20 protein-coding genes are annotated in these 20,759 nt (G+C 72.4%); 7 read left to right on the forward strand and 13 right to left on the reverse strand.

The genetic code is table 11. From position 1 onward, the window contains the following. Positions 1–17: 17 nt before the first annotated feature. The 4 genes from ABD714_RS07545 to rimO all read right to left on the reverse strand — a co-directional run bounded on the left by ABD714_RS07545 (position 18) and on the right by rimO (position 3,117). Positions 18–341: a helix-turn-helix domain-containing protein gene (locus ABD714_RS07545; protein WP_344811689.1), complete on the reverse strand. Its 324-nt coding sequence runs from the start codon at positions 339–341 to the stop codon at positions 18–20. Between the two features lie 64 nt (positions 342–405). Further along, on the reverse strand, positions 406–1,008 hold the full coding sequence (locus ABD714_RS07550) for a CinA family protein (RefSeq protein ID WP_344811690.1): 603 nt from the start codon (positions 1,006–1,008) through the stop codon (positions 406–408). 31 nt (positions 1,009–1,039) lie between these two features. Next, entirely contained in the window at positions 1,040–1,651 is a 612-nt protein-coding gene (gene pgsA, locus ABD714_RS07555; protein ID WP_344811691.1) for a CDP-diacylglycerol--glycerol-3-phosphate 3-phosphatidyltransferase, read from the reverse strand. Continuing rightward, the gene (rimO, locus tag ABD714_RS07560; protein WP_344811692.1) at positions 1,648–3,117 is read right to left on the reverse strand and encodes a 30S ribosomal protein S12 methylthiotransferase RimO; all 1,470 of its coding nucleotides are present in this window, start codon (positions 3,115–3,117) and stop codon (positions 1,648–1,650) included. The genes pgsA and rimO overlap by 4 nt, the downstream gene beginning before the upstream one ends. 77 nt (positions 3,118–3,194) lie before the next feature. On the opposite strand from rimO, the gene aroQ reads away from it, so the two are divergent. Continuing rightward, the gene (gene aroQ / locus ABD714_RS07565) at positions 3,195–3,647 is read left to right on the forward strand and encodes a type II 3-dehydroquinate dehydratase (protein WP_425562352.1); all 453 of its coding nucleotides are present in this window, start codon (positions 3,195–3,197) and stop codon (positions 3,645–3,647) included. Positions 3,648–3,694: 47 nt separating this feature from the next. Here aroQ and ABD714_RS07570 read toward each other — a convergent pair whose 3' ends face one another. The 3 genes from ABD714_RS07570 to ABD714_RS07580 all read right to left on the reverse strand — a co-directional run bounded on the left by ABD714_RS07570 (position 3,695) and on the right by ABD714_RS07580 (position 8,306). After that, a complete protein-coding gene (locus tag ABD714_RS07570) occupies positions 3,695–6,394 on the reverse strand; it encodes an FtsK/SpoIIIE family DNA translocase (RefSeq protein ID WP_344811693.1) in 2,700 nt (899 codons plus the stop codon). A gap of 110 nt (positions 6,395–6,504) precedes the next feature. After that, complete coding sequence (gene thiD / locus ABD714_RS07575) at positions 6,505–7,323, reverse strand: bifunctional hydroxymethylpyrimidine kinase/phosphomethylpyrimidine kinase (RefSeq protein ID WP_344811694.1); 819 nt, start codon at positions 7,321–7,323, stop codon at positions 6,505–6,507. Then, positions 7,320–8,306: a thiamine-phosphate kinase gene (locus ABD714_RS07580; protein ID WP_344811695.1), complete on the reverse strand. Its 987-nt coding sequence runs from the start codon at positions 8,304–8,306 to the stop codon at positions 7,320–7,322. Before ABD714_RS07580 ends, thiD begins: the two co-directional genes overlap by 4 nt. Before the next feature lie 98 nt (positions 8,307–8,404). Here ABD714_RS07580 and ABD714_RS07585 point away from each other — a divergent pair, with 98 nt between their 5' ends. Further along, on the forward strand, positions 8,405–8,641 hold the full coding sequence (locus tag ABD714_RS07585; protein ID WP_344811696.1) for an Lrp/AsnC family transcriptional regulator: 237 nt from the start codon (positions 8,405–8,407) through the stop codon (positions 8,639–8,641). A 65-nt stretch (positions 8,642–8,706) separates the two neighbouring features. After that, complete coding sequence (locus tag ABD714_RS07590; RefSeq protein WP_344811697.1) at positions 8,707–9,132, forward strand: DUF3515 domain-containing protein; 426 nt, start codon at positions 8,707–8,709, stop codon at positions 9,130–9,132. A gap of 25 nt (positions 9,133–9,157) precedes the next feature. Here the strand turns inward: ABD714_RS07590 and ABD714_RS07595 are convergent, their stop codons facing one another. Beyond that, positions 9,158–10,357 carry a D-alanine--D-alanine ligase family protein gene (locus tag ABD714_RS07595; RefSeq protein ID WP_344811698.1) on the reverse strand — a complete coding sequence of 400 codons (1,200 nt, stop codon included), beginning with the start codon at positions 10,355–10,357 and terminating at the stop codon, positions 9,158–9,160. Positions 10,358–10,456: 99 nt separating this feature from the next. Here ABD714_RS07595 and ABD714_RS07600 point away from each other — a divergent pair, with 99 nt between their 5' ends. Continuing rightward, the gene (locus ABD714_RS07600; RefSeq protein WP_344811699.1) at positions 10,457–11,641 is read left to right on the forward strand and encodes a trans-sulfuration enzyme family protein; all 1,185 of its coding nucleotides are present in this window, start codon (positions 10,457–10,459) and stop codon (positions 11,639–11,641) included. A 201-nt stretch (positions 11,642–11,842) separates the two neighbouring features. Here the strand turns inward: ABD714_RS07600 and ABD714_RS07605 are convergent, their stop codons facing one another. Together ABD714_RS07605 and ABD714_RS07610 are read right to left on the reverse strand one after the other, a co-directional pair. Continuing rightward, positions 11,843–13,495, reverse strand: coding sequence for a hypothetical protein (locus tag ABD714_RS07605; protein WP_344811700.1), 1,653 nt, complete (start codon positions 13,493–13,495; stop codon positions 11,843–11,845). 226 nt (positions 13,496–13,721) lie between these two features. After that, a complete protein-coding gene (locus ABD714_RS07610) occupies positions 13,722–14,954 on the reverse strand; it encodes a serine hydrolase domain-containing protein (RefSeq protein ID WP_344811701.1) in 1,233 nt (410 codons plus the stop codon). A gap of 184 nt (positions 14,955–15,138) precedes the next feature. Here ABD714_RS07610 and ABD714_RS07615 point away from each other — a divergent pair, with 184 nt between their 5' ends. Further along, on the forward strand, positions 15,139–15,858 hold the full coding sequence (locus ABD714_RS07615; protein WP_344811702.1) for a DUF6796 family protein: 720 nt from the start codon (positions 15,139–15,141) through the stop codon (positions 15,856–15,858). 262 nt (positions 15,859–16,120) lie between these two features. On the opposite strand, the gene ABD714_RS07620 is transcribed toward ABD714_RS07615, so the two are convergent. Then, entirely contained in the window at positions 16,121–17,380 is a 1,260-nt protein-coding gene (locus ABD714_RS07620; protein ID WP_425562353.1) for a cytochrome P450, read from the reverse strand. Between the two features lie 252 nt (positions 17,381–17,632). On the opposite strand from ABD714_RS07620, the gene ABD714_RS07625 reads away from it, so the two are divergent. Then, on the forward strand, positions 17,633–17,929 hold the full coding sequence (locus ABD714_RS07625) for a DUF1540 domain-containing protein (protein WP_344811704.1): 297 nt from the start codon (positions 17,633–17,635) through the stop codon (positions 17,927–17,929). Positions 17,930–17,964: 35 nt separating this feature from the next. Here the strand turns inward: ABD714_RS07625 and ABD714_RS07630 are convergent, their stop codons facing one another. Both ABD714_RS07630 and ABD714_RS07635 read right to left on the reverse strand, forming a co-directional pair. Beyond that, complete coding sequence (locus ABD714_RS07630) at positions 17,965–18,963, reverse strand: NAD(P)H-dependent glycerol-3-phosphate dehydrogenase (protein ID WP_344811705.1); 999 nt, start codon at positions 18,961–18,963, stop codon at positions 17,965–17,967. Beyond that, entirely contained in the window at positions 18,960–19,829 is an 870-nt protein-coding gene (locus ABD714_RS07635) for a lysophospholipid acyltransferase family protein (protein WP_344811706.1), read from the reverse strand. The genes ABD714_RS07630 and ABD714_RS07635 overlap by 4 nt, the downstream gene beginning before the upstream one ends. 61 nt (positions 19,830–19,890) lie before the next feature. Between ABD714_RS07635 and cofC the strand changes: the two genes are divergently transcribed. Continuing rightward, on the forward strand, positions 19,891–20,759 hold an 869-nt coding region (gene cofC / locus ABD714_RS07640), incomplete at its 3' end, for a 2-phospho-L-lactate guanylyltransferase (protein WP_344811707.1).

Raw genomic sequence — 20,759 nt, forward strand, 5'->3', positions numbered from 1 at the left:
CCGATCTCGGGGCCAGGTCAGGCCGCGGCCTGCGCCACCGTCTCGTGGATGGTCGGCAGCGCGGCCACCCGTCGGTGCAGCTGCTCGTGCGCGGCCATCTTCTCGCTGACCAGGTTCAAGATCACCGACAGCGGGACGTCCAGGGCGGAGCAGATCGCCGCCAGCAGCTCGCTGGAGGCCTCCTTCTGCCCTCGCTCGACCTCCGAGAGGTAGCCGAGACTCACCCGCGCGGACTGCGACACCGCTCGCAGCGTCTTGGCCTGAGCCATCCGCTCCTCGCGCAGCGACTCACCGATGAGCTCACGGACGAGCACCTGCTTCGGCGGGGAAGTGAGTCGCATGCAGAAACTGTACCCAGCCGGTCCGACAGCACGGGGGCCGACCGAGCGGTGGGCAACGTGTCCCTCAGATCTCCGCCCCGGACACCGGCCCACCGCGCCGGTCGGTCGCACCCTGTCCCGCGGCCGCACGGTCGTCGTCGTCGCCCCGGACGGCGTCGAGCAGCAGCCGGAACACCGCCCGGGTGGTCTGCGCCCGGATGGCCGATCGGTCCCCGCGGAGCTCGAGCTCGGCCACCAGGACCGGCCGGTCCTCACCGGCGGCGCGTGACACCGGGCCGGCCACCGCCACGTACACCTGACCGACGGGATGGCCGTCCTGTGGCTCCGGCCCCGCCACCCCCGTGGTCGCCAGACCCCAGTCGGCTCCGCACACCGTCGCCGCCCCGCGGGCCAGCTCGGCGGCCGTCGAGGCCGCCACGGGGCCGTCGGCAGCCAGGGTTCGGTCCGAGACCCCGGCGAGCGCGGCCTTCAGCTCGGTCGCGTACACGATCAGTCCCCCGCGGTAGACCGCCGACGCCCCGGGGACGTCGGTGAGGGCGGCTCCGACCAGTCCCCCGGTGAGCGACTCGGCCGTGGCCACTGTCTGCGCCCGCTCGCGCAACGCGGTCACCACGGTCCCGGCCAGCGCAGCCGTGGCCGGGGAGGCAGGACCGTCCGCCGCGCTCATCGGCTGATCCTCACCTGGTGGTTGATCCTCCTCACCTGGTGGCGGACGTGGCCCGGCGCCGCAGCCTGACGGCCTCGCGGACGTAGTCCAGACCGGTGACCACGGTGACGAGGAAGGCCGCCCCCATCACGATCACCGCCAGCCAGTGCAGCGGTCCGGTGACGGGCAGCGGCAGCAGGTAGAGGATCAGCGCCACCGCCTGCAGCACGGTCTTGATCTTGCCGCCGCGGTTGGCGGCCATCACGCCGTACCGGAGCACCAGGAAGCGCATCAGCGTGATGCCCCACTCACGGACCAGGATGATCGCGGTGATCCACCAGGGCAGCTCGCCGATGATCGACAACCCGATGAAGGCCATCCCGGTGAGCGCCTTGTCGGCGATCGGGTCGGCGAGCTTGCCGAACTTCGTCACGATGTCGTAGCGGCGGGCCAGGTAGCCGTCGACGAAGTCGGTCAGGATGGCGACGGCGAACACCAGGGTGGCGCCGACCCGCCAGCCGGCCTCGGCGGGGTGAGCCAGCAGCATCCAGGCGAACACCGGCACCAGCACGCACCGGATCGCCGTCAGCGCGTTCGGCACGTTCCAGGGGGAGCTCTCCGCCGGCTCGGTGGGGTGGCCCGTGGCACCGCCGGACGCGGTCACCGCGCCGCCACCGGCTCCCGTACCGGATCGAGGACCACACCCCGCAGGTCGACCCCGTCGGTGTCGGTGACGTCCACCTCGACCAGGTCGCCGATCCGCAGACCATCCGGCGCCAGCAGCGTCACCCCGTCCACCTCGGGGCCCTGGTGGTCGGCGCGGCCGACCGCCACGGCCGAGCCGCTGTCGGTGTCGATCTCGTCCACCAGCACCCGGAGCACGCTACCGATCCGCTCCTCGGCCCGTTGCGCCACCAGCTCGTCGGCCAGGTCCGCCATCCGGCTGCGGCGCTCCTCGACCAGGTCGAGGTCGAGGTGGTGGTCGAGCCGGACCGCCTCGGTGCCCTCCTCGTCGGAGTAGCCGAACACGCCGATGGCGTCCAGCCGGGCCGCGACCAGGAAGTCACCCAGCACCTGGATGTCGTCATCGGTCTCGCCGGGGAAGCCGACGATCACGTTGCTGCGGATGCCCGCCTCGGGCACCTTGGCACGCACCTGGTCGACCAGGGCCAGGAACGAGTCGGCGTCCCCGAACCGGCGCATCCGGCGGAGCACCGGACCCGAGGCGTGCTGGAAGGACAGGTCGAAGTAGGGCACCACCCCGGGCGTGCCGGCCATCACCTCGATCAGACCGGGACGCATCTCGGCCGGCTGCAGGTAGGTCACCCGCACCCGCTCCAGCCCGTCGACCGCGGCCAGCTCGGGCAACAGCTTCTCCAGCAGCCGCAGGTCCCCGAGGTCCTTGCCGTACGAGGAGGAGTTCTCACTGACCAGCAGCACCTCCTTGACCCCGTTCTCGGCGAGCCAGCGGGCCTCGGTCAGCACCTCCGCCGGCGGCCGCGACAGGTAGGCGCCGCGGAACGCCGGGATCGCGCAGAAGGTGCACCGCCGGTCGCAGCCGGATGCCAGCTTGAGCGGCGCCCACGGGCTCGAGCTCAGTCGTCGGCGGAGCACCCGCGGGCCACTGGCCGGCGCGACCCCCGCGGGGAGCTCGGGGATGCCGTGGCCCGGCGTGCTGACCGCTCCCGCCGAGGCGGCCCGATCGGCCGGCGCCAGCGGCAGCAACCGCCGGCGGTCGCGGGGCACGTGGGGCTGGTGAGAGCCGCCGTCGAGGATCGTCTGCAGCCGGTCGGCGACGTCGGCGTAGTCGTCGAAGCTGAGCACGGCGTCGGCCTCGGGCAGCGACTCGGCCAGCTCGGCACCGTAGCGCTCGGCCAGACAGCCGACGGCCACGACCGCCTGGGTCCGCCCGTCGACCTTGAGGTCCGCGGCCGCCAGCAGGGTGTCGATGCTGTCCTTCTTGGCCGACTCGACGAAGCCACAGGTGTTCACCATCACCGCGTCCGCGTCGGCGGGGTCCTCGACGAGAGCGAACCCGCCCAGCTCGAGCCGCGCGGCCAGCTCCTCGGAGTCGACGTCGTTGCGGGCGCAGCCCAGGGAGACGAGATGGACGGTGGTGGGTGCAGTCATGACCGGACCAGTATGCCGGACCTCGTCGGTGCCACAGATCACCTCGGACGGCAGACAGGGCCGGTAGCGTACGGCTCGTGGACGCTCCCCTGAACCGCCGACTGCTCCTGGTGAACGGTCCGAACCTCAACCTGCTCGGCACCCGGGAGCCCGCCGTGTACGGCCACGACACCCTCGTCGACGTGGAGCGACTGGCCCTTGAGACCGCGGCGGCGGCCGGCTGGGAGGTCCGCTGCGTGCAGAGCAACCACGAGGGTGTGCTGATCGACGCCATCCACGAAGCCCGCGCCGACTGCGCCGGCATCGTGATCAACCCGGGCGGTCTCACCCACACCTCGGTCGCCCTGCGCGACGCGCTGGCCGGGGTGGGGCTGCCGGTCGCCGAGGTGCACCTCAGCAACGTCCACCGGCGGGAGGAGTTCCGGCACCACTCGTACGTGTCCGGGATCGCCGAGATGGTGATCGCCGGTGCCGGCATCAACGGCTACGCGTACGCGCTCCGGCAGCTGGTTGCCGTGCTGGACCGGTAAGCCCCGTCGCGAGCGGCTCCGCTGCGGATGCAGCGAGTGACGACAACTCAGCCCAGGCGCAGGTTGTCGACCACCGCATCGAGCTCGTCGGGCTTGACCAGCACCTCGCGCGGCTTGGAGCCTTCCGACGGGCCGACCACGCCCCGCGTCTCCAGGATGTCCATCAGCCGGCCGGCCTTGGCGAAGCCGACCCGCAGCTTACGCTGCAGCATGGAGGTCGAGCCGAGCTGCAGGGTGACCACCAGCTCGACGGCCTGCAGCACCAGCTCGAGGTCGTCGCCGATGTCCTCGGCCACCTTGGTCGCCGACTCCGCCGGCGCGGACAGGTCCTCGCGGTAGACCGGCTTCAGCTGCTCGGTGACGTGGTTGACCACCGTCCGGACCTCGGCCTCGGTCACCCAGGCGCCCTGGATCCGGATCGGCTTGCTCTGCCCCATCGGCAGGAACAGACCGTCACCCTGACCGACGAGCTTCTCGGCGCCCGGCTGGTCGAGGATGACCCGGGAGTCCGTCATCGACGAGGTCGCGAACGCCAGCCGGCTGGGCACGTTGGCCTTGATCAGACCGGTGACCACGTCGGTGCTCGGCCGCTGCGTCGCCAGCACGAGGTGGATGCCGGCGGCACGGGCGAGCTGGGTGATCCGGACGATCGAGTCCTCGACGTCCCGCGGCGCGACCATCATCAGGTCGGCCAGCTCGTCGATGATCACCAGCAGGTACGGGTAGGGCGCGAGCACCCGCTCCGAGCCCTCCAGCGGCTTCACCGACCCGGCGCGGACCGCCTTGTTGAAGTCGTCCACGTGCCGGAAGTTGTACGCCGCCAGGTCGTCGTAGCGCATGTCCATCTCGCGGACGACCCACTGCAGGGCCTCGGCCGCCTTCTTGGGGGCGGTGATGATCGGGGTGACCAGGTGCGGGATGCCCTCGTACGCGGTCAGCTCCACCCGCTTCGGGTCGACCAGCAGCATCCGCACCTCGTCCGGCGTCGCCCGCATCATCACCGAGGTGATCATGGAGTTGACGAAGCTGGACTTGCCGGAGCCGGTCGCACCGGCGACCAGCAGGTGCGGCATCTTGGCCAGGTTGGCCACCACGAAGCCACCCTCGACGTCCTTGCCCAGACCCACGGTCATCGGGTGGTGGTCGTTGCGGGCCCGGTTCGACCGGAGCACGTCACCGAGGGAGACGACCTCCTTGTCGGTGTTCGGGATCTCGATGCCGATCGCGGACTTGCCGGGGATCGGCGACAGGATCCGCACGTCGGCACTCGCCACCGCGTACGAGATGTTCTTGCTCAGGGCCGTGACCTTCTCGACCTTGACCGCCGAACCCAGCTCCACCTCGTAGCGCGTCACCGTCGGGCCGCGGGTGTAGCCGGTCACCTTGGCGTCGATCTCGAACTGCTCGAGGACCCCGGTGAGTCGTCCCACCACGGAGTCGCTCGCCTCGGTCCGGGCGCGGTGCACGCTGCCCTGCCGGAGCTGCTCGGAGTCGGGCAGCAGGTACTGCACGTCGCCCGACAGCTGCAGCTGCTCGACCCGCTGCGGGATGGGCGTGTGCGGCGGCGCCTCCAGCTCGGTGTTCTCGCCGTGCACGGTGACCCCCGGCGGCAGCCCGGCCGTGACCTTCTTCTGTCGGGCCTGCTCGGCACGGTCGGCCCGCTCGGCGGCCCCGGCCCCGGCGCCGTCGTCGTCGGCCGGCGCCAGGAAGGCGGAGGCGTCCAGGTCGGGCTCCAGCGCGATGCCCTCGCTGGGATCGAACTCCTCCAGCTCGGCGTCGGCGGTCAGCGCCGCCTGCTTGCGACGGCCGCGCTTGGGCCGCTCCTCGATGATGGGGGTCTCGTACGCCTCGTCCCCGGTGTACTCGTCCACCTCGCCGCGGATGACCAGCGGACGGCGGAACGGCTCCACCCGGGCGCGGACCCGCTCCGGGATCTGGTGCAGCGGGATGCCGACCACGACCAGCAGACCGAAGCCGAGCAGCAGCACCAGCAGCGGCACGGCCACGTACGGCGTCAGCAGGTCGGCCAGCAGACTGGACGAGAGGTAGCCCAAGATCCCGCCGGCCTCCCGCAGCGCCGCCGGGTCGTTGGTGCGGGGCAGACCGTGGGCGATGTTGATCAGACCCAGGAGACCGAAGGTGATGGCCGACCAGCCGACGAACTGACGTCCGCCGGGGCCGTTGCGCTCGGGGTGCCGCAGGGTCCGCCAGGCCATCGCCACGAGCAGCAGGGGGGCCGCGTACGCCAGCGTGCCGATCAGGGTGGCGACACCGACGTGGATGCCGTGGCCGACCGCTCCGGGCAACCCGAACCAGAACTCGGCGGCGATGACGATCGCGCTGCCGATCAGGAACAGACCGAGCCCGTCCCGGCGCAGCGCCGGATCGAGGTCACGGGCACCGCTGCCGATGGCGCGTGCCGCGGAGCCGACGAGGTGGGCCAGACCGAGCCAGACCGCGGCCAGGCCGCGACCGATCCGGACGAGGATCGGGGTGGGTGGCGGCTTCCGCCGCGACCGCGACGACGACCGTGGGGCCGGCGCGCGGTGGGCGGGCTTCTTGGCCGACCCGCTGCTGCTGCGCGTGCTGCTCCCGCCCCGCGCTGCACTGCCGCTCCGGGTGGAGCCGGAGCGCGCGGGCGCGCTGGACTTGGTCTTGCTTCCGGACGACCGCGGCGGCGAACCAGCACCCGAGGAGGCGCTGGCTTTGGCTCGCGACCGCGGTGGGGAAGACACGCGGGTCGCCATGGACGGTGAGCCTACGCCATCGCCTCATCCGTCACTTGCGTCACGCGCCGCATCCTGAGTGTCGGCTGAGTGACGATCACCCCCAGGTCGTGCCGGGTCGGGCCTCGTCGTCAGAGATGGGCCCGGAGCCGCCAGAGGTGGTCCGTGGGGCCGATCCCGGCACCGAGCGGGAAGCCGGCGGCGACGGCGCCGCTGATGTAGGTCTTGGCCGCCCCGACCGCGCCGACCACGTCGTCGCCCAGGCCGAGCCGGCTGGCGATGGCCGAGGCCAGGGTGCAGCCGGTGCCGTGGCTGTGCCGGTTGTCCGACCGCGCCGCCGCGAACTCCGCGACCGTCCCGTCGGCCCCGAACAGGTGGTCCACGGGATCACCCTCGGCGTGCCCACCCTTGATCAGCACCCAGGCCGGCCCGTGCGCCAGCAGCGTCTCGGCCAGCTCCGCGGGGGTGCCGGACCGGCCGGCCAGCAGCTCGGCCTCGGGCAGGTTGGGCGTGATCACCGTCGCCACCCGCAGCAGCTCACCCCGGAGGGCGTCCACCGCGTCGTCGTCGATCAGCGGGTCGCCGTGCTTGCTCGCGCAGACCGGGTCGACCACGACCGGCACACCGCTGGGCAGCTCGCCCAGCAGCGCGGCGACCAGGCGGGTGGTGCCGGCCGTCCCGAGCATCCCGGTCTTGACCGCGTCCACGCCGATGTCGTCGACGACGCTGCGGACCTGGGCGCGCACCGCCTCCTCGGGCAGCGGCCACCAGCCCTGCACCCCCAGCGAGTTCTGTGCGGTGACCGCGGTCAGGGCGCTCATCCCGTGCACACCGAAGGCCAGCATCGTCTTGAGGTCGGCCTGGATGCCGGCACCGCCACCGGAGTCGGAGCCGGCGATGGTCAGCACCCGCGCGGTCGGCAGTCCCAGCGGCGTGGCCGACGGGCTCATCGGCCGGCGCCGAAGTGGTCCCAGCCCGCCGGGCCCTCCCACACGTTCCCGTCGACCAGCACCCCGCTGGTCTCCCCCTCGCCGGGACTCCGCGTCCGACCGATGACCTGCCACCCGTCGGGCACCGCCCCGCGGTCGACGAAGCACGCCACCAGGGCGTGGTCCTCGCCCCCGGTCAGCAGGAGTGCGTACGGGTCCTTGCCGGTCGCCGCGGCCACTGCCTGCAGCACGTCGGGCACCTCGAAGGCGTCGAGCGCGAGGTCCACGGTGACCCCCGAGGCCCGGGCCAGGTGACCCAGGTCGGCCAGCAGCCCGTCGGAGACGTCGATCATCGCCGTGGCCCCGGCGTCGGCGGCCACCTGCCCCTGCCCGTACGGCACCGCCGGCACCCGCTGGGCCTCGACGACGGCGCGCGGGGAGCGGAAGCCGCGTTGCAGCACCGCCATCCCGGCGGCGGCCCACCCGGTCCGGCCGACCAGGGCCACCACCTGGTCCGGCCCGGCCCCGGACCGGCGCACCGGTGCCCGACCGTCGAGCGCCCCGACGACGGTGACCGAGAGGGTCACTTCCCGGCCGCCGGTCACGTCGCCGCCGACCAGGACGACCCCGGACCGGTCACCCTCGGCGCGGATGCCGTCGGCCAGCTCCAGCGCCCAGGCCAGCGGCAGCTCGCCCGGGGCCGACAGCCCGACCACGATCGCCACCGCCCGCCCGCCCATCGCCTCGATGTCGGCGACGTTGACCGCGACGGCCTTGCGCCCGATCTCGGTGGCGCTCGACCAGTCCCGGCGGAAGTGCACGCCCTCGACCAGCAGGTCGACCGACGTGAGGACGGGACCGTCGATCCGGAGCACCGCGGCGTCGTCGCCGGGACCGAGCAGGATCTCCGGTGAGGTGGGCAGGTCCGCGGTGATCTGGGCGATCAGGGAGAACTCGCCGGACTCCCCGAGGGTGGGTCCGGCGGGGCTGGAACCGACAGGCAACGGTTCGGCCTTTCTTCAGCAGTTGGGCTTCTGCGGGTCGGGACGACGCGATAGGTTGACGGCGAGTCCGTGACTCGGGCCCGAATCGGAGGAGAAGCATGGTCGTTCAGGCTTACATCTTGGTGCAGACCACTGTCGGCAAGGCAGCCGAGGTCGCCCAGGCGATCGGCGCGCTCCACGGTGTCACCCTCGCCGAGGACGTCACCGGGCCGTACGACGTCATCGTGCGCGCCGAGGCCTCGAGCGTGGACGAGCTGGGCGCGCTGGTCGTCGCCCAGGTGCAGAACGTGCCCGGCATCACCCGCACCGTGACCTGTCCTGTCGTGCACATCTGAGAACCGGTCCCCATCTGAGCACCCCACCCGGTCGACCCGGCGCCGCCCGCGTCGGGGCGGCGTGCGTGGTCGCGCTGCTGGTCCTGGCTGCCGGCTGCTCCCGTACGGTCACGATGACCGACCCCACCCCCACCGCGGAGATCCGCGAGCAGTGCACGCCCGTGATGGCTGCGCTGCCCGCCACGGTCCTCGACCAGCCCCGCCGTACGGTCCAGCCCGGCGTCCTGTCCGCGGCCTGGGGCGACCCGACCATCACGCTGAAGTGCGGGGTGGACAGGCCGCCCTCCCTGGGGGCGGCGAGCGAGTGCTTCGAGGTGAACGGGGTCGGTTGGTTCGCCGAGCAGGTCGAGGGCGGCTACCTGTTCACCACGATCGGCCGGCCGGTGTACGTCCAGGTCGGGGTCCCGCCGGACTACGCGCCGGAGGCCACCGCCCTGGTGGACGTGGCCGCGGCGGTCGAGAAGATCCCCGCCGAGCGCCGGTGCATCTGAGGCCCAGCGGCCCGGGGCGGGAGGCTCAGCGCAGACCGACGGGACGCTCCAGGGCCAGCATCAGCAGCCGGTCCACCAGCTCGGGATAGGACATCCCGGCGGCGGCCCACATCCGCGGGAACATCGAGTGCGCCGTGAAGCCCGGCATGGTGTTGATCTCGTTGACGTAGACCCGCCGATCGCGGGTGACGAACACGTCCACCCGCGCCAGACCCTCGCAGCCCACCGCCTCGAAGGTCCGCACCGCGAGCCCCCGCACCTCCTCGGCGACGTCGGTGTCCACGTCGGCCGGCACGTCGAGGTCGACCTGCTCCTCCGGCAGGTACTTGGCGTCGAAGTCGTAGAAGCCCGACTCCGTGTGCACCCGGATCTCGGCCACCTGGCTGGCCTCCGGCAGACCGCCGCCCAGAGTGCCGAGGACGCCGCACTCCAGCTCGCGTGCCTCGACGAAGCCCTCCTCGATGATCACCTTGGGATCGAACTGCCGGGCGTGCTCGATCGCGGCGACCAGCTCGCCCGACTCGGTGACGCGGGTGATCCCGAGGCTCGACCCACCGCGCGCCGGCTTCACGTAGAGCGGGTAGTGCAGGGCGGCGACCGCCTCCAGGCAGGCCGCCCGGTCGTGTTCCCAGTCGCGCGGCAGGACGGACACGAACGGGCCGATGGGCAGTCCCGAGGCGGCCAGCACCAGCTTCATGAAGATCTTGTCCATGCCGACCGCACTGGCCAGGACCCCGGCACCGACGTAGCGGGTGCCCATCATCTCGAACATGCCCTGGATGGTGCCGTCCTCGCCGAACGGTCCGTGCAGCAGCGCGAACGCCACGTCCAGCGAACCGAGGCGGGCCAGGGCCGAGCTCTGGGGCATGGGAACGAGGTCGTCTCCGTCGGACGGGTCCGGGGTGGTCGCGGCGTCGGCGCGGACGGCCAGGTCGGTGCCGGTCGTGGTGCGCAGCCAGATGGCGTCGAGCAGGTCCTCGCTGATCTCGGGCAGCGTCCCGTCCACGATCTGCAGCCGGTCCTGCAGCTCGTCGGGGACCACCACCCAGCGACCCGACCGGGTGATGCCGACAGCGATCACGTCGTAGCGGTCCCGGTCGATGGCGGCCAGCACGCTGCCCGCGGTGAGGCAGGAGATGGCGTGCTCGCTGCTGCTGCCGCCGAACACGACGGCGACACGCGGGCGGCTGGGGGCGCTGGGTGCGCTGGGTGCGCTGGCGGTCATCGCGCGCCCTCCGGCGGTGCGGGGATCATCGGGCCCGACCCTACCGGCCCCGTGACCTCCGCCCGGGCAGGCGCGCATGCGGTAGGAAACACTGATCCGGTGACCTCGTCGACGCCCGTCCCCCCGCACCGTCCCGTTGCCCTCCACCCCACGACCGTGGCCGTGCACGCGGGTCGGCCGGCGACCGAGCCGGACGCACCGTTGAACCCGCCCGTGGTCTTCGCCGCGACGTACGTCGGCGTCGAGCCCTCGGGGCAGGGCGAACGCGGCTACGGCCGGTACGGCAACCCGACCTGGTCGGCCCTGGAGGAAGCGGTCGGGGCGCTGGAGGGCGGCACCGCGCTGGCGTACGGGAGCGGGATGGCCGCGGCGCACGCCGCTCTCGAGCTGGTGCCCGCAGGCGGCGTTCTGGTCCTGCCCACGCACTGCTATCTGGGGGTGGCCGCCTCCGCCGAGGAGCGAGCCGCCCGCGACGGGTTGCAGCTCCGCCGCGTCGACATCGCGAACACCGACGAGGTGCTGGCCGCCGCCGACGGGGCGGACCTGGTCTGGTTGGAGTCACCGACCAACCCGATGATGGAGGTGGCCGACCTGCCGGCGCTGTGCGGTGCGCTGCGTGGCCGGGTGACGACGGTGGTGGACAGCACGTTCGCCACTCCCCTGCGCCAGCAGCCGCTCGAGCTCGGCGCGGACCTGGTGCTGCACTCCGGGACGAAGTTCATCTCCGGTCACTCCGACGCCCTGCTCGGGTTGCTGGTCGGGCGCGACGGCACGCTGATGAGTCGGCTCGAGGGGGTCCGCAAGCTGCACGGCGCCGCCCCCGGGACCATGGAGGCGTACCTGGTGCTCCGCGGTCTGCGGACCCTGCCGCTCCGGCTGAACGCGGCCGAGGCGAACGCGCAGGTGCTGGCCGAGCGGCTGGCGGCGCACCCGGCGGTGAACCGGGTCCGCTACCCGGGACTGGCGGACGATCCCGGCCACGCCGTGGCCGCCCGGACCATGAGCGGACCCGGGTCGCTGCTGTCGATCGAGCTGGCCGACGGGCCGACCGCTATCGCGTTCGTGGCCGCGCTCGAGCTCTGGGTCTTCGCCACCAGCCTGGGTGGCGTGGAGTCCATGCTGGAACGGCGGCGCCGGTGGGCCGGTGAGCTGGCCACGGTGCCGGAGGGCCTGGTCCGGTTGTCGGTGGGCATCGAGCACGTGGAGGACCTGTGGGCCGACCTGGCCCAGGCCCTGGACGCCGCCGCCGGGCCGTCCGATGGCGCTGGGTCCGTGGACGACTGAGCGGTGGCGGAGCGCGTCCGGCTGCCGGGTGCGCTGGGCCGGGCGTGCGGGGCCAGGCGTGCGGGGACGGGCGTGCGGGGCCGGGCGTGCGGGGGCCGCTGGATGCGGCCGCCGAGTCACGGCCGGTCGACGCGCAAGGGTCCACGCGGCCGGAGGCCACCCCCGAGCCCTATCGGGCGGCTCGGTTGTCACTCCCGGCCGTCACGGCGACGCCTGCTCCTTGATGCTGGTGGCAACCTGCTCCCCCACCTTGTAGGCATCCGCCTCGTGCGGATAGGCCCGGTACGCCTCGTCGATCGCCACCTCCAGCTGCACCAGCGCGATGTGCAGCTGGAGCAACCACAGCCGTGCCTCCTTGTTGGCCGTGTCCGTGGCCGCGGCGTCCATCGCCGCCGCCTGGTCGACAGTGGGTAGCTTGCCGGCCTCGCGCTCCTTGATCAGCACGGTGAACAGCAGGTTGGCCGTCTTCACCAGGGCCGTGCGGACGTCCAGGTCGACCGGGTCCTGGTGCGGAGACGCCGTCAGGTTCTTGATCATCGTGTCGGCCCGGAACGAGTAGTCGCGTCGGAAGGTCTTGTCCAGGTTCGGGTGCAGCCCCTTCTCCCAGGTCACCCGGATGGCGACGGCGCTTCCGCTTTTGGCCAGGTCCTCCAGCAGCGTGGTGTAGACGAAGAATAGGACGGTCAGCTCGTTCTTCAACCCCTCGTTCCAGGCCTTGTACGGCTGGTGGCGGCCGCCGCTGCTGAAGGTCAGCCAGTCTCGAGCCTTGGCTTTGAGCACGTCCGGCATCGTCACCGCCGAGGCGTCGATGGCCTTCTGCGCGACGGCGACCTGGATCCCCATCGACCGCGCGAGCCGGTCCGCACTGGTCCGGCTTCCCTTCTCCTCGGCCTCCACCCGTGCGGCCAGGAACGTCTGCTCGGCGTGCCGCGCCTCGTGGTAGCAGGTCTTCGACAAGATCGCGACGGATTCCGCGTCGAGAGCCCGCAGCTTGGTCGTGGCCGTCACGCCGGCTTGCTTGACGTCGGAGGTGATCTTGGCGAGGTCGATGGTGATCGTCCAGGTGCCCGGGTCGAAGTAGGCCACAGTCGCTGAAGCCGCGTGCGAGGTGCCGGGGGCCACCGCGGGCAGCGGCACGCCGTTCGCGACCAACCGTGCCTGCGCTCGTCCACTGGTGAAGGTGACCAGGTCGTTCACCGTGCCTTCCGGGTTGGCCCGCCAGTACGCGACAGCGGCCTCGCTGTACTCGTCGACCTGGACCGATTGGCTCAGCTCTTCCGGCGGAAGGCGGATCAGGACGGAACGATTGAGGGCCCGTTCCTCCCGGTTCGTGTTGCCCGGCTTGATGAAGTCGCCGGCCGGAGCGGCACCGACCACGCCGCGGGCGGCGGTCTTCGGCAGCAGGGCCGCTACCGCACGGGCCCTGGCCGACCGCAGCGAGGTGTTCGTCGTCTCGTCCCCGGTGCAGTCGCTGAACCCGAGCAGGGCATAGCGCTGCTTGCCGTCGCGCTCCAGGGTGCCGCGCCAGGAGGCGCGAAGCTCGGCGGTGGCGTCCGTGCGTACCCGGGCGGAGTCGGGTTCGAAGTCGGCCACCAGCACCGAGCCCGCGGCGGCGTTGTAGCCGGATCCGGTGCTGGCCAGCTTCCGCACGTCGGGCGCCAGGATGCTTCCGCGGTACGCCGCCGCTTTCTCCCCCGGCTCGTACTCGCAGTCACGCTGGACCGTCGAGGGGGCGATCACTCGGCTGACCGCCCGGTTACCCGCGCTCCGCTGCAGCGCCAGAAGGGCTTCGAGCTCCGCCGCTGGTGGCGCCGTCGGGACCGGCGACGAGCGAGACCGCGCACCGACGGCCACCCCAGCTCCTCGCTCCGCTCGTCGCCGCATCTCCCGCACCCCAGACCGACCCGTCCTTCCCGTCCGACGGTGCCGCTCGACCTCGGCGACGGCCAGGTCGGGTCGGGCAGAAGGATGCGTACCTCTGGGTGCCTCATCGGGCACCAGGCCCAGCGGCGTAGCCGACCACCGGGCCCGGCTCCCAACCAGTTACCCGATCGGCACGGCATCGTGCGTCGGTGCCGGCTCAGCCTCGCGGCAGGGCGAACGGTCCGAGGTAGAGGAGGTCGGCGTCGAAGGCGATCGGTGTGCTCCCCTGCGGGTTGCCGAGCACGTTGAAGGTGTTGCCGCCGAGACGCCGGCACGGCAGCGGCCGCGTCTCACCGAACGCCGCGGCGTTCAGCAGCACCCCGTCGACGCCGTCGGCCTCCACCTCCAGCGGACCGTAGCGGCCGGACAGCCCCGCCGTCGCCTGGGGAGCCGCGTCGTAGTCCGGCTCGACGAGCGGCGGCACCTGCAGCAGCTCCAGCAGCCGGGGCAGCAGCGCGTCGAACAGGGAGCTGCCACCGGGCGGGCCGAAGAGCGACCCGGCGCTGTTGGCGAGGACGACGACCGCGGCGTCCTGCGCGGGGAAGCAGCGCAGGAAGGCTCGGTGACCGCCGGTGTAGCCGGCCCAGCCGAAGGCCTGATGGGCACCCCGGTCCCAGATCGCCCAGCCCAAGCCCCACGTGTCGAACACGGTCGCCCCGGGCAGCGGCGCCGTCGGGGTCCGCAGCGCCAGCAGGTCCGCGTCCGCGACGTCGCCGGCTCGCGCCGCCAGGTTGTCGGCGGCGAAGTCGAGCAGCTGGTCAGCTGTCGCCCACCACCGCGATCCGGCTGCGGACGCGGCGGGGGCGTAGGTGGGCGGTGCGGGCCGGGGAGGCCCCTCCGCCATCGCGATGTGGCCCGCGGCGGCGTCCACCGGCATCCCGAACGTCAGCTGACGACCGAGAGCACTCGCTGACTCCTCGAAGCCGTGACCGGTGGTGCGTCGCAGCAGCAGGTCGAGCACCGACCAGCCGGCGTTGCCGTAGGAGAAGCGCCCGGGTGGGTGCACCAACGGCAGGGAGGCGACCCGAGCGACGAAGTCCTCCAGCGCCTCGTCGTTCTCCGGGAGGACGTTCGCTCGCCCGGTGGTCTGCGAGAGCAGGGCCCGCGGGGTGTCCGACCAGAGTCCCGGGGCCTGCTCGTCGCAGGGGACGTCGAGGTCGAGCTGGCCCGCTCGTGCGGCGCCGAGGACGACGAGGCCGGTGACCGCCTTGGTCAGGGATCCGGCGTGGAAGGCGGTGTCAGCCACGACCGGGCGCTCACCCGTCGCCTCGAGTGACCCCGTGCAGACGACCGTGCGTCGACCTCGCCGGAGCAGACCGACCTGAGCACCGGGAACGTTGAACTCCGCCGCAGCGTCCTCGAGCAGACCATGGAGCTCGCTCTCGTCCATGTCGCTCAGACTAGGGCCGCTGGACCGATCGTGGGGCGGACGCGGGCCTCGACTTCGACCTGCTCGCCAGCACTCGGCGGAGGTGAGTGGCGCTGGGACACGCGACTCCCGATCGACCGCTCGGCCGACGCCGACGGTCCGGGTCCGCCGGACGGGACGGCGCCGAACTGGTTACTGTGCCGTCATGACCGCAGCGGCGGGTGGGTCTCGGCGGCCGAGCCGGCGTACGGCTGCCCTGATCGGTGTGGGCGGCGCGATCCTGTCCGGTGTCGGCGACGTCCTCCTGCTGGGCCGGTCCGTCTCCGGACGTGACTTCGACCGAGCCGTGGGCATGATCCCGTCGCACGTCGACGCCGACCGGAGATGGCGGTCGCTGTGGAACGGCGCGGAGCTCTCGACTCGCCGTGTCCACGTCGGGACGGTGACCGGAGCCGTCGGGATCGGCGTTCTGCAGTGGCTGAGCCTGCACGCTATCGGTGGAGCGACGCGTCCCGGACCTCGGCGCCGCCTCGCCACCGCCTCCGCCGCGGCTTTCGCGGTGTCCGGTGTCCTGACCCACGTGTGCTGCGGGACGGTGATCCAGGCCTACCGGCGGGAGGCGTCGCTCGAGCCGACGGACGCCTCCCGGCCCTCGCCTCGTTCGGCGACGCCCCTGCTCGCGGTGAGCGCGGTCGGGGTGTTCGGTGCCTTGGCCGTCTTCAGCGGCAGCCTGACCATCGAGGCGTTGCGTCGTGATCCACCGGCAAGCCGATGGGCGTTCCTGACGCCTCTTCCGTGCGTGCTCTCGACGCTTCTCGGCTTCGGCCTTCTTCCTGCTCCCGTCGCCGGCTACCTCCGCCCGGCCTCGATGAGCATCGGCTTGCTGCTCTACTTCGCGGTCACCGCCGCGTCGGCTGAGAGCTGAGCCTCCAGACGCCCCAGCGTCGGCTTCGCCGGGCCGTCGATCACGGGCGGTGCCGTCGGCGGTCGCCGCCAGCTGCTTCGCCGGGGCGTGAAGCCGCGGCAGTCTTCCGCCGTCCCCGGGATGCGCCTCGGAGCCCTCTTCGGCAGCCCGTGCGTGCCCGAACGGACCAGAAGCCACCACCGGGCCGCACCCGGGAACTCGGCGGGCGACCGAACAGACCGGAGGCCGCCACCGAGCCACATCCGGGAACCCGCGTGCGCAGTCAGGCGGTGGCGTACGTGCGGCGGGCGGCCATCGAGGTGCGGACGGGCAGGTGGGCCAGACCGCGGATCAGGGTCCCGGGTCGTCGTTCGGGGCGGCCGTCGATCCGCAGGTCCGGAAAGCGGCTGACCAGCTCACGGACCGCGATGGTGGCCTCCAGCTTGGCCAGCGGCCGACCGACGCAGTAGTGAGCGCCCGCGGAGAAGGCGAGGTGATCGCGACCGGTCCGATCCAGGTCGAACACGTCCGGCCGGTCCACCACCTCCGGGTCCCGGCCGGCCCCACCGATCAGCGTCACCACCATCTGCCCGCGCGTGACCAGTCGGCCGCCGAGCTCGACGTCGGCCTGGGCGACCCGGGCGGTCCGCTGCACAGGCGAGTCGAAACGCAGCGTCTCCTCGACCGCGGCGTCGACCAACGTCGGGTCCTCGGCCACCCGCCGCCAGAGCTCGGGCCGCTGCAGCAGCGCGTGCACCGTGTTGCCGATCAGGTTGACAGTGGTCTCGAAGCCGGCGATCAGCAGCAGGGTGCACAGCGGCACCATGTCGCCGGCCTCGATCTGCTCACCGGGCGCGGTGACCAGCCGGCTGATGACGTCGTCGCCGGGAGCGGCTCGACGCCGGCGGATCAGGTCCTCGAAGATCCGCTGCAGCCTGCTCTGGGCCTCACCCAGCTCGCGCGCGTGCCGGAGTGACTGCAGGCCGCCCAGGGCACTGCCGAACACCTGGCCGTAGCGCTGGAACTCCTCGCTGTCGGCGTCGGGGATGCCCAGCAGCCTGGTGATCACCGCGATCGGCATCGGCGCGGCGTACCCGCCCACCAGGTCGAAGGCGCCGTCGGCCGGCACCGCCTCGAGCAGCTCGCCGACGACGGTGCTGATCTGCGGGTCGAAGCCGGCCACCGCCTTGGGAGAGAAGGTCGGCATCACGAACCGGCGGAGCCGGGTGTGGTCGGGCGGGTCGAGCTCGAGGAAGGACAGCATCGGCGACGCCGCCCGCTGGTCGGCCGGGCGTGCGTCGACGCCGAAGCGGCGGTCCCGGAGCACCTGCTCGCAGACCGCGTACGTGGCCGACGTCCAGGCACCCACCACCGACCTGATCAGGGGACCACACCGGCGGACCTCGTCGTACAGGGGGTAGGGGTTCCGGCTCCCCGACCCCAGGTGCAGGCGGCACAGCGGGTCCCGTCGCAGGTGCGCGCCGTAGCGGAAGAGGGCCCGCTCCCGGTAGAACCCGGCCGCCATCCGGACCTGCGCCTGCACCGACATCCTCGGTCCCCCGCTCTCCCGCCGTCTCCCGACGGGTCCATTGTGGCGCGCACCACCGACGACCGGACCTGACGGACGTCACGGATCCGGCATCTCGATCCCCGCCACACCGACGGGGCCCGGACGGCGGTCGCTGTGCCCTGAGGCAAGCCTTCGCTGCCTGTACGGCACCCCCGCACGGGGTTAACGTGACTCAGATCACTGCGTCGAGCCAGGCGCTCCCGAAGCCCGATCCCGGAGGTCACCATGACGAGCTTGATGGATCTACCCGCCGTGAGCGAGTGCACGGTGGACGGCTGCTCCTACAACCACGAGCACGCCTGCAACGCCGCCGCCGTGACCATCGGCGCCAGCGGCAGCGACGCCAACTGCGCGACCTTCATCCCCCTGGGCGTCAAGGGCGGGCTGGATCGCGTGGTCTCCCACGTCGGCGCCTGCCAGCGCGCCGACTGCACCCACAACTCGTCCCTGGAGTGCACGGCCGACGCGGTCCGCATCGGCGCCGGCGCCGACAGCGCGGACTGCCTCACCTACGCGGTGTAGTCGTCCTTCGCTGCCCGGCTGATCGGCGGGAGCTGTCAGTAGCGTTCGGGCTTCGCGGAGCGAGCCATCAGGCTCGCGATCATCTGCGGTGGCGTCTCGGTCCCGTCGATCACGGTCTTGACCGCCTCGACGATGGGCATCTCCACGTCCGCACGCCGAGCCAGGTCCAGGATCGACGCGCAGGACTTCACACCCTCCGCCACCTGACGGGTGGACGCGGCGATCTCGGCGACCGAGTGACCCCGGCCCAGCTGCTCGCCGAAGGTGCGGTTCCGCGACAGCGGCGAGCTGCAGGTGGCGACCAGGTCGCCGAGACCGGCCAACCCCGAGAACGTGTACGGGTCCGCGCCGAGCGCCAGCCCCAGCCGGCTGGACTCCGCCAACCCCCGGGTGATCACGGTGGCCGTGGCGTTGGCCCCGAGACCGAGACCGACCGCCATCCCGACCGCCAGCGCGATGACGTTCTTGGTCGCTCCACCCAGCTCGCAGCCGACCACGTCGGTGTTGGTGTACGCCCGGAACCGCGGCGTGTGGCAGATGGCCTGCAGCCGCTCCGCCGTGGCCAACGACGTGCTGGCGACCACGCTGCCGGACGGCTGCCGTTCGGCGATCTCGCGGGCCAGGTTGGGTCCGGTCACCACGGCGACCCGGTCGGGCTCGATGTCGGCGACCTGCTCGATGATCTCGCTGACCCGCAGCCCGGTGCCGAGCTCGATGCCCTTGGCCAGGCTGACGATCACGGCGTCGGTCGGGATGGCCCAAGTCTCCAGGTTCCGGCGCAGCGTCTGGGACGGCACGGCCATCACCACGAACTCGGCGCCCTCCATGGCCGCGTGCGGATCGGTCGCGGCGACGACGGAGTCCGGCAGCTCGATGTCGGGGAAGTAGTCGGGGTTGCGGTGCTGGTGGGTGATCGCCTCCGCCACCTCGGGGCGACGGGCCCACATGGACACCTGCTGACCGGCGTCGCTGAGCACGAGCGCGAAGGCCGTCCCCCAGGACCCCGAACCCATCACGGCCACCCGGCTGCTCATGTGGTCTCCTCGTCGACTCGGCGGTCGGGATCTGCCCCCGCAGACGAGTCCGACGAGCTCTCCGGCTCCCCGGGCACGTCACCCCGGCGGGCTCGGCGAGGATCGAACAGCTCCGGCGGGGCCGGCTCCTGGCGCAGCTCGACGACCAGCTCGGTGATCGCGGCCATGATCCGCTCGGTGGCGATGGCCACGGTCTGCGGCGTGATGGGACCCTCCCGCAGGTCGTCCAGCGGCACCGGAGGTCCGGCGGTCAGTCGCAGGGTCTTGCGCGGCAGCAGCTTGGGGAAGTGGATCTTCTTGCCCCACATGACGTCCTGGGCGCCCCACTGCCCCAGCGGGATGACCGGACAGGCGGTCTGCAGGGCGATCCGCGCCGCACCCGACTTGGCCACCATCGGCCACAGCTGCTCGTGGAGGGTGACGGTGCCCTCCGGGTAGATGACCACCGCCTTGCCGGACTCCACCGCCACCACGGCGGCGTCCAGCGCATGGACCGCCGACTTCGTCCCACGCTGGACAGGGATCTGCCCGCAGGCCGTGATGATGCGCCCGATGACCGGCACCGTGAACAGACTGGCCTTGCCCAGGAACCGCGGCCAGCGACCGGAGAAGGCCAGATACTGACCGACAGCGATCGGGTCGAAGTTCGAGATGTGGTTGGCGACCACGAGCACCCCGCCGGTGGCAGGCAGGTTCTCCTGGCCACGCCAGTCGCGGTGGGTGAACGGTCGGACGATCCCGCTGAGGATCGAGATGACCGCGACGAGGGTCTTCTCGGCCGGCTCGGTGTTGACCTTGCGCAGGCCCGTGGCCCGCGACGACGGACGTCGCAGTCCGCCGGGTGGCATCCCGGACTGATCGGTCACCCGCACCTCCATCCGGACGAAGTCACCTCACCCTAGAGGATCGTGGCAGCATCGGACGATCATGGACACGTTGCCGCCACCCCGCATCGGTGACGCCCCCGCGCGCTCGCTCGTCGACCGGGTCGTCGCCGTGGTGGCGCTCAAGACGCTGCCGGCGGCCAAGTCCCGGTTGTCTGCCCTGCCCGACCCGCTCCGGGAGCGGCTGGCTCGGTGCATGGCGATCGACACGCTCGCTGCGCTGCGTCCGGCCGTACGGGAGATCGTCGTGGTCAGCGACCAACCCGACCTCGCTCCGGCGCTGCGTCGGCGCGGACTGGACGTCCGTCTCCTCGCCGAGCCCGATCCGGCGGCGTCGGTCGCTCACGTCTCGTCACGGGGGTCGCTCAACCTGGCTCTGGCCCACGCCGACACCCTGCTGCGCGCCGACGGCGTGGAGACCGTGCTGGCCTGCGTGGGCGACCTGCCGGCCCTGCGCACTCGCTCGGTGCAGCAGGTGATCGTCGGCTCGCGAGCCTGGTCCCGCAGCTTCCTCACCGACCACGACGAACTGGGCACGACCATGCTCGTGGCCCGAGGCGTACCACTGGATCCGTTCTACGGAACGGAGATCTCAGGCGGGCAGCGCATCGGCTCGAGCGTGCGCCACGCAGCTTCCGGTGCGGTGGCCCTCGCCCTCGGAGCCCTGCCCGACGCCCGGCGTGACGTGGACACGACGGCTGACCTCGCGACGGCGGCGGGGCTGGGAGTGGGCGCCGCCACGGCGTCGCTGCTCGACCCGACCACCGGAGCTCTCGGGGCCTACCAACCGGTCGAGGTGCTGTCCGGCGACGGCACCCACCTCACCGTGCTCGTCGACGGCGTCGCCCGGACCCTGCCCTTCGACGGGTCCACTCCTCTCCAGACGTACGACGGCGACCCGGCACTCGTGGT

It is taken from the genome of Microlunatus aurantiacus (assembly GCF_039536605.1).
In the GTDB taxonomy this organism is placed as follows: domain Bacteria; phylum Actinomycetota; class Actinomycetes; order Propionibacteriales; family Propionibacteriaceae; genus Microlunatus; species Microlunatus aurantiacus.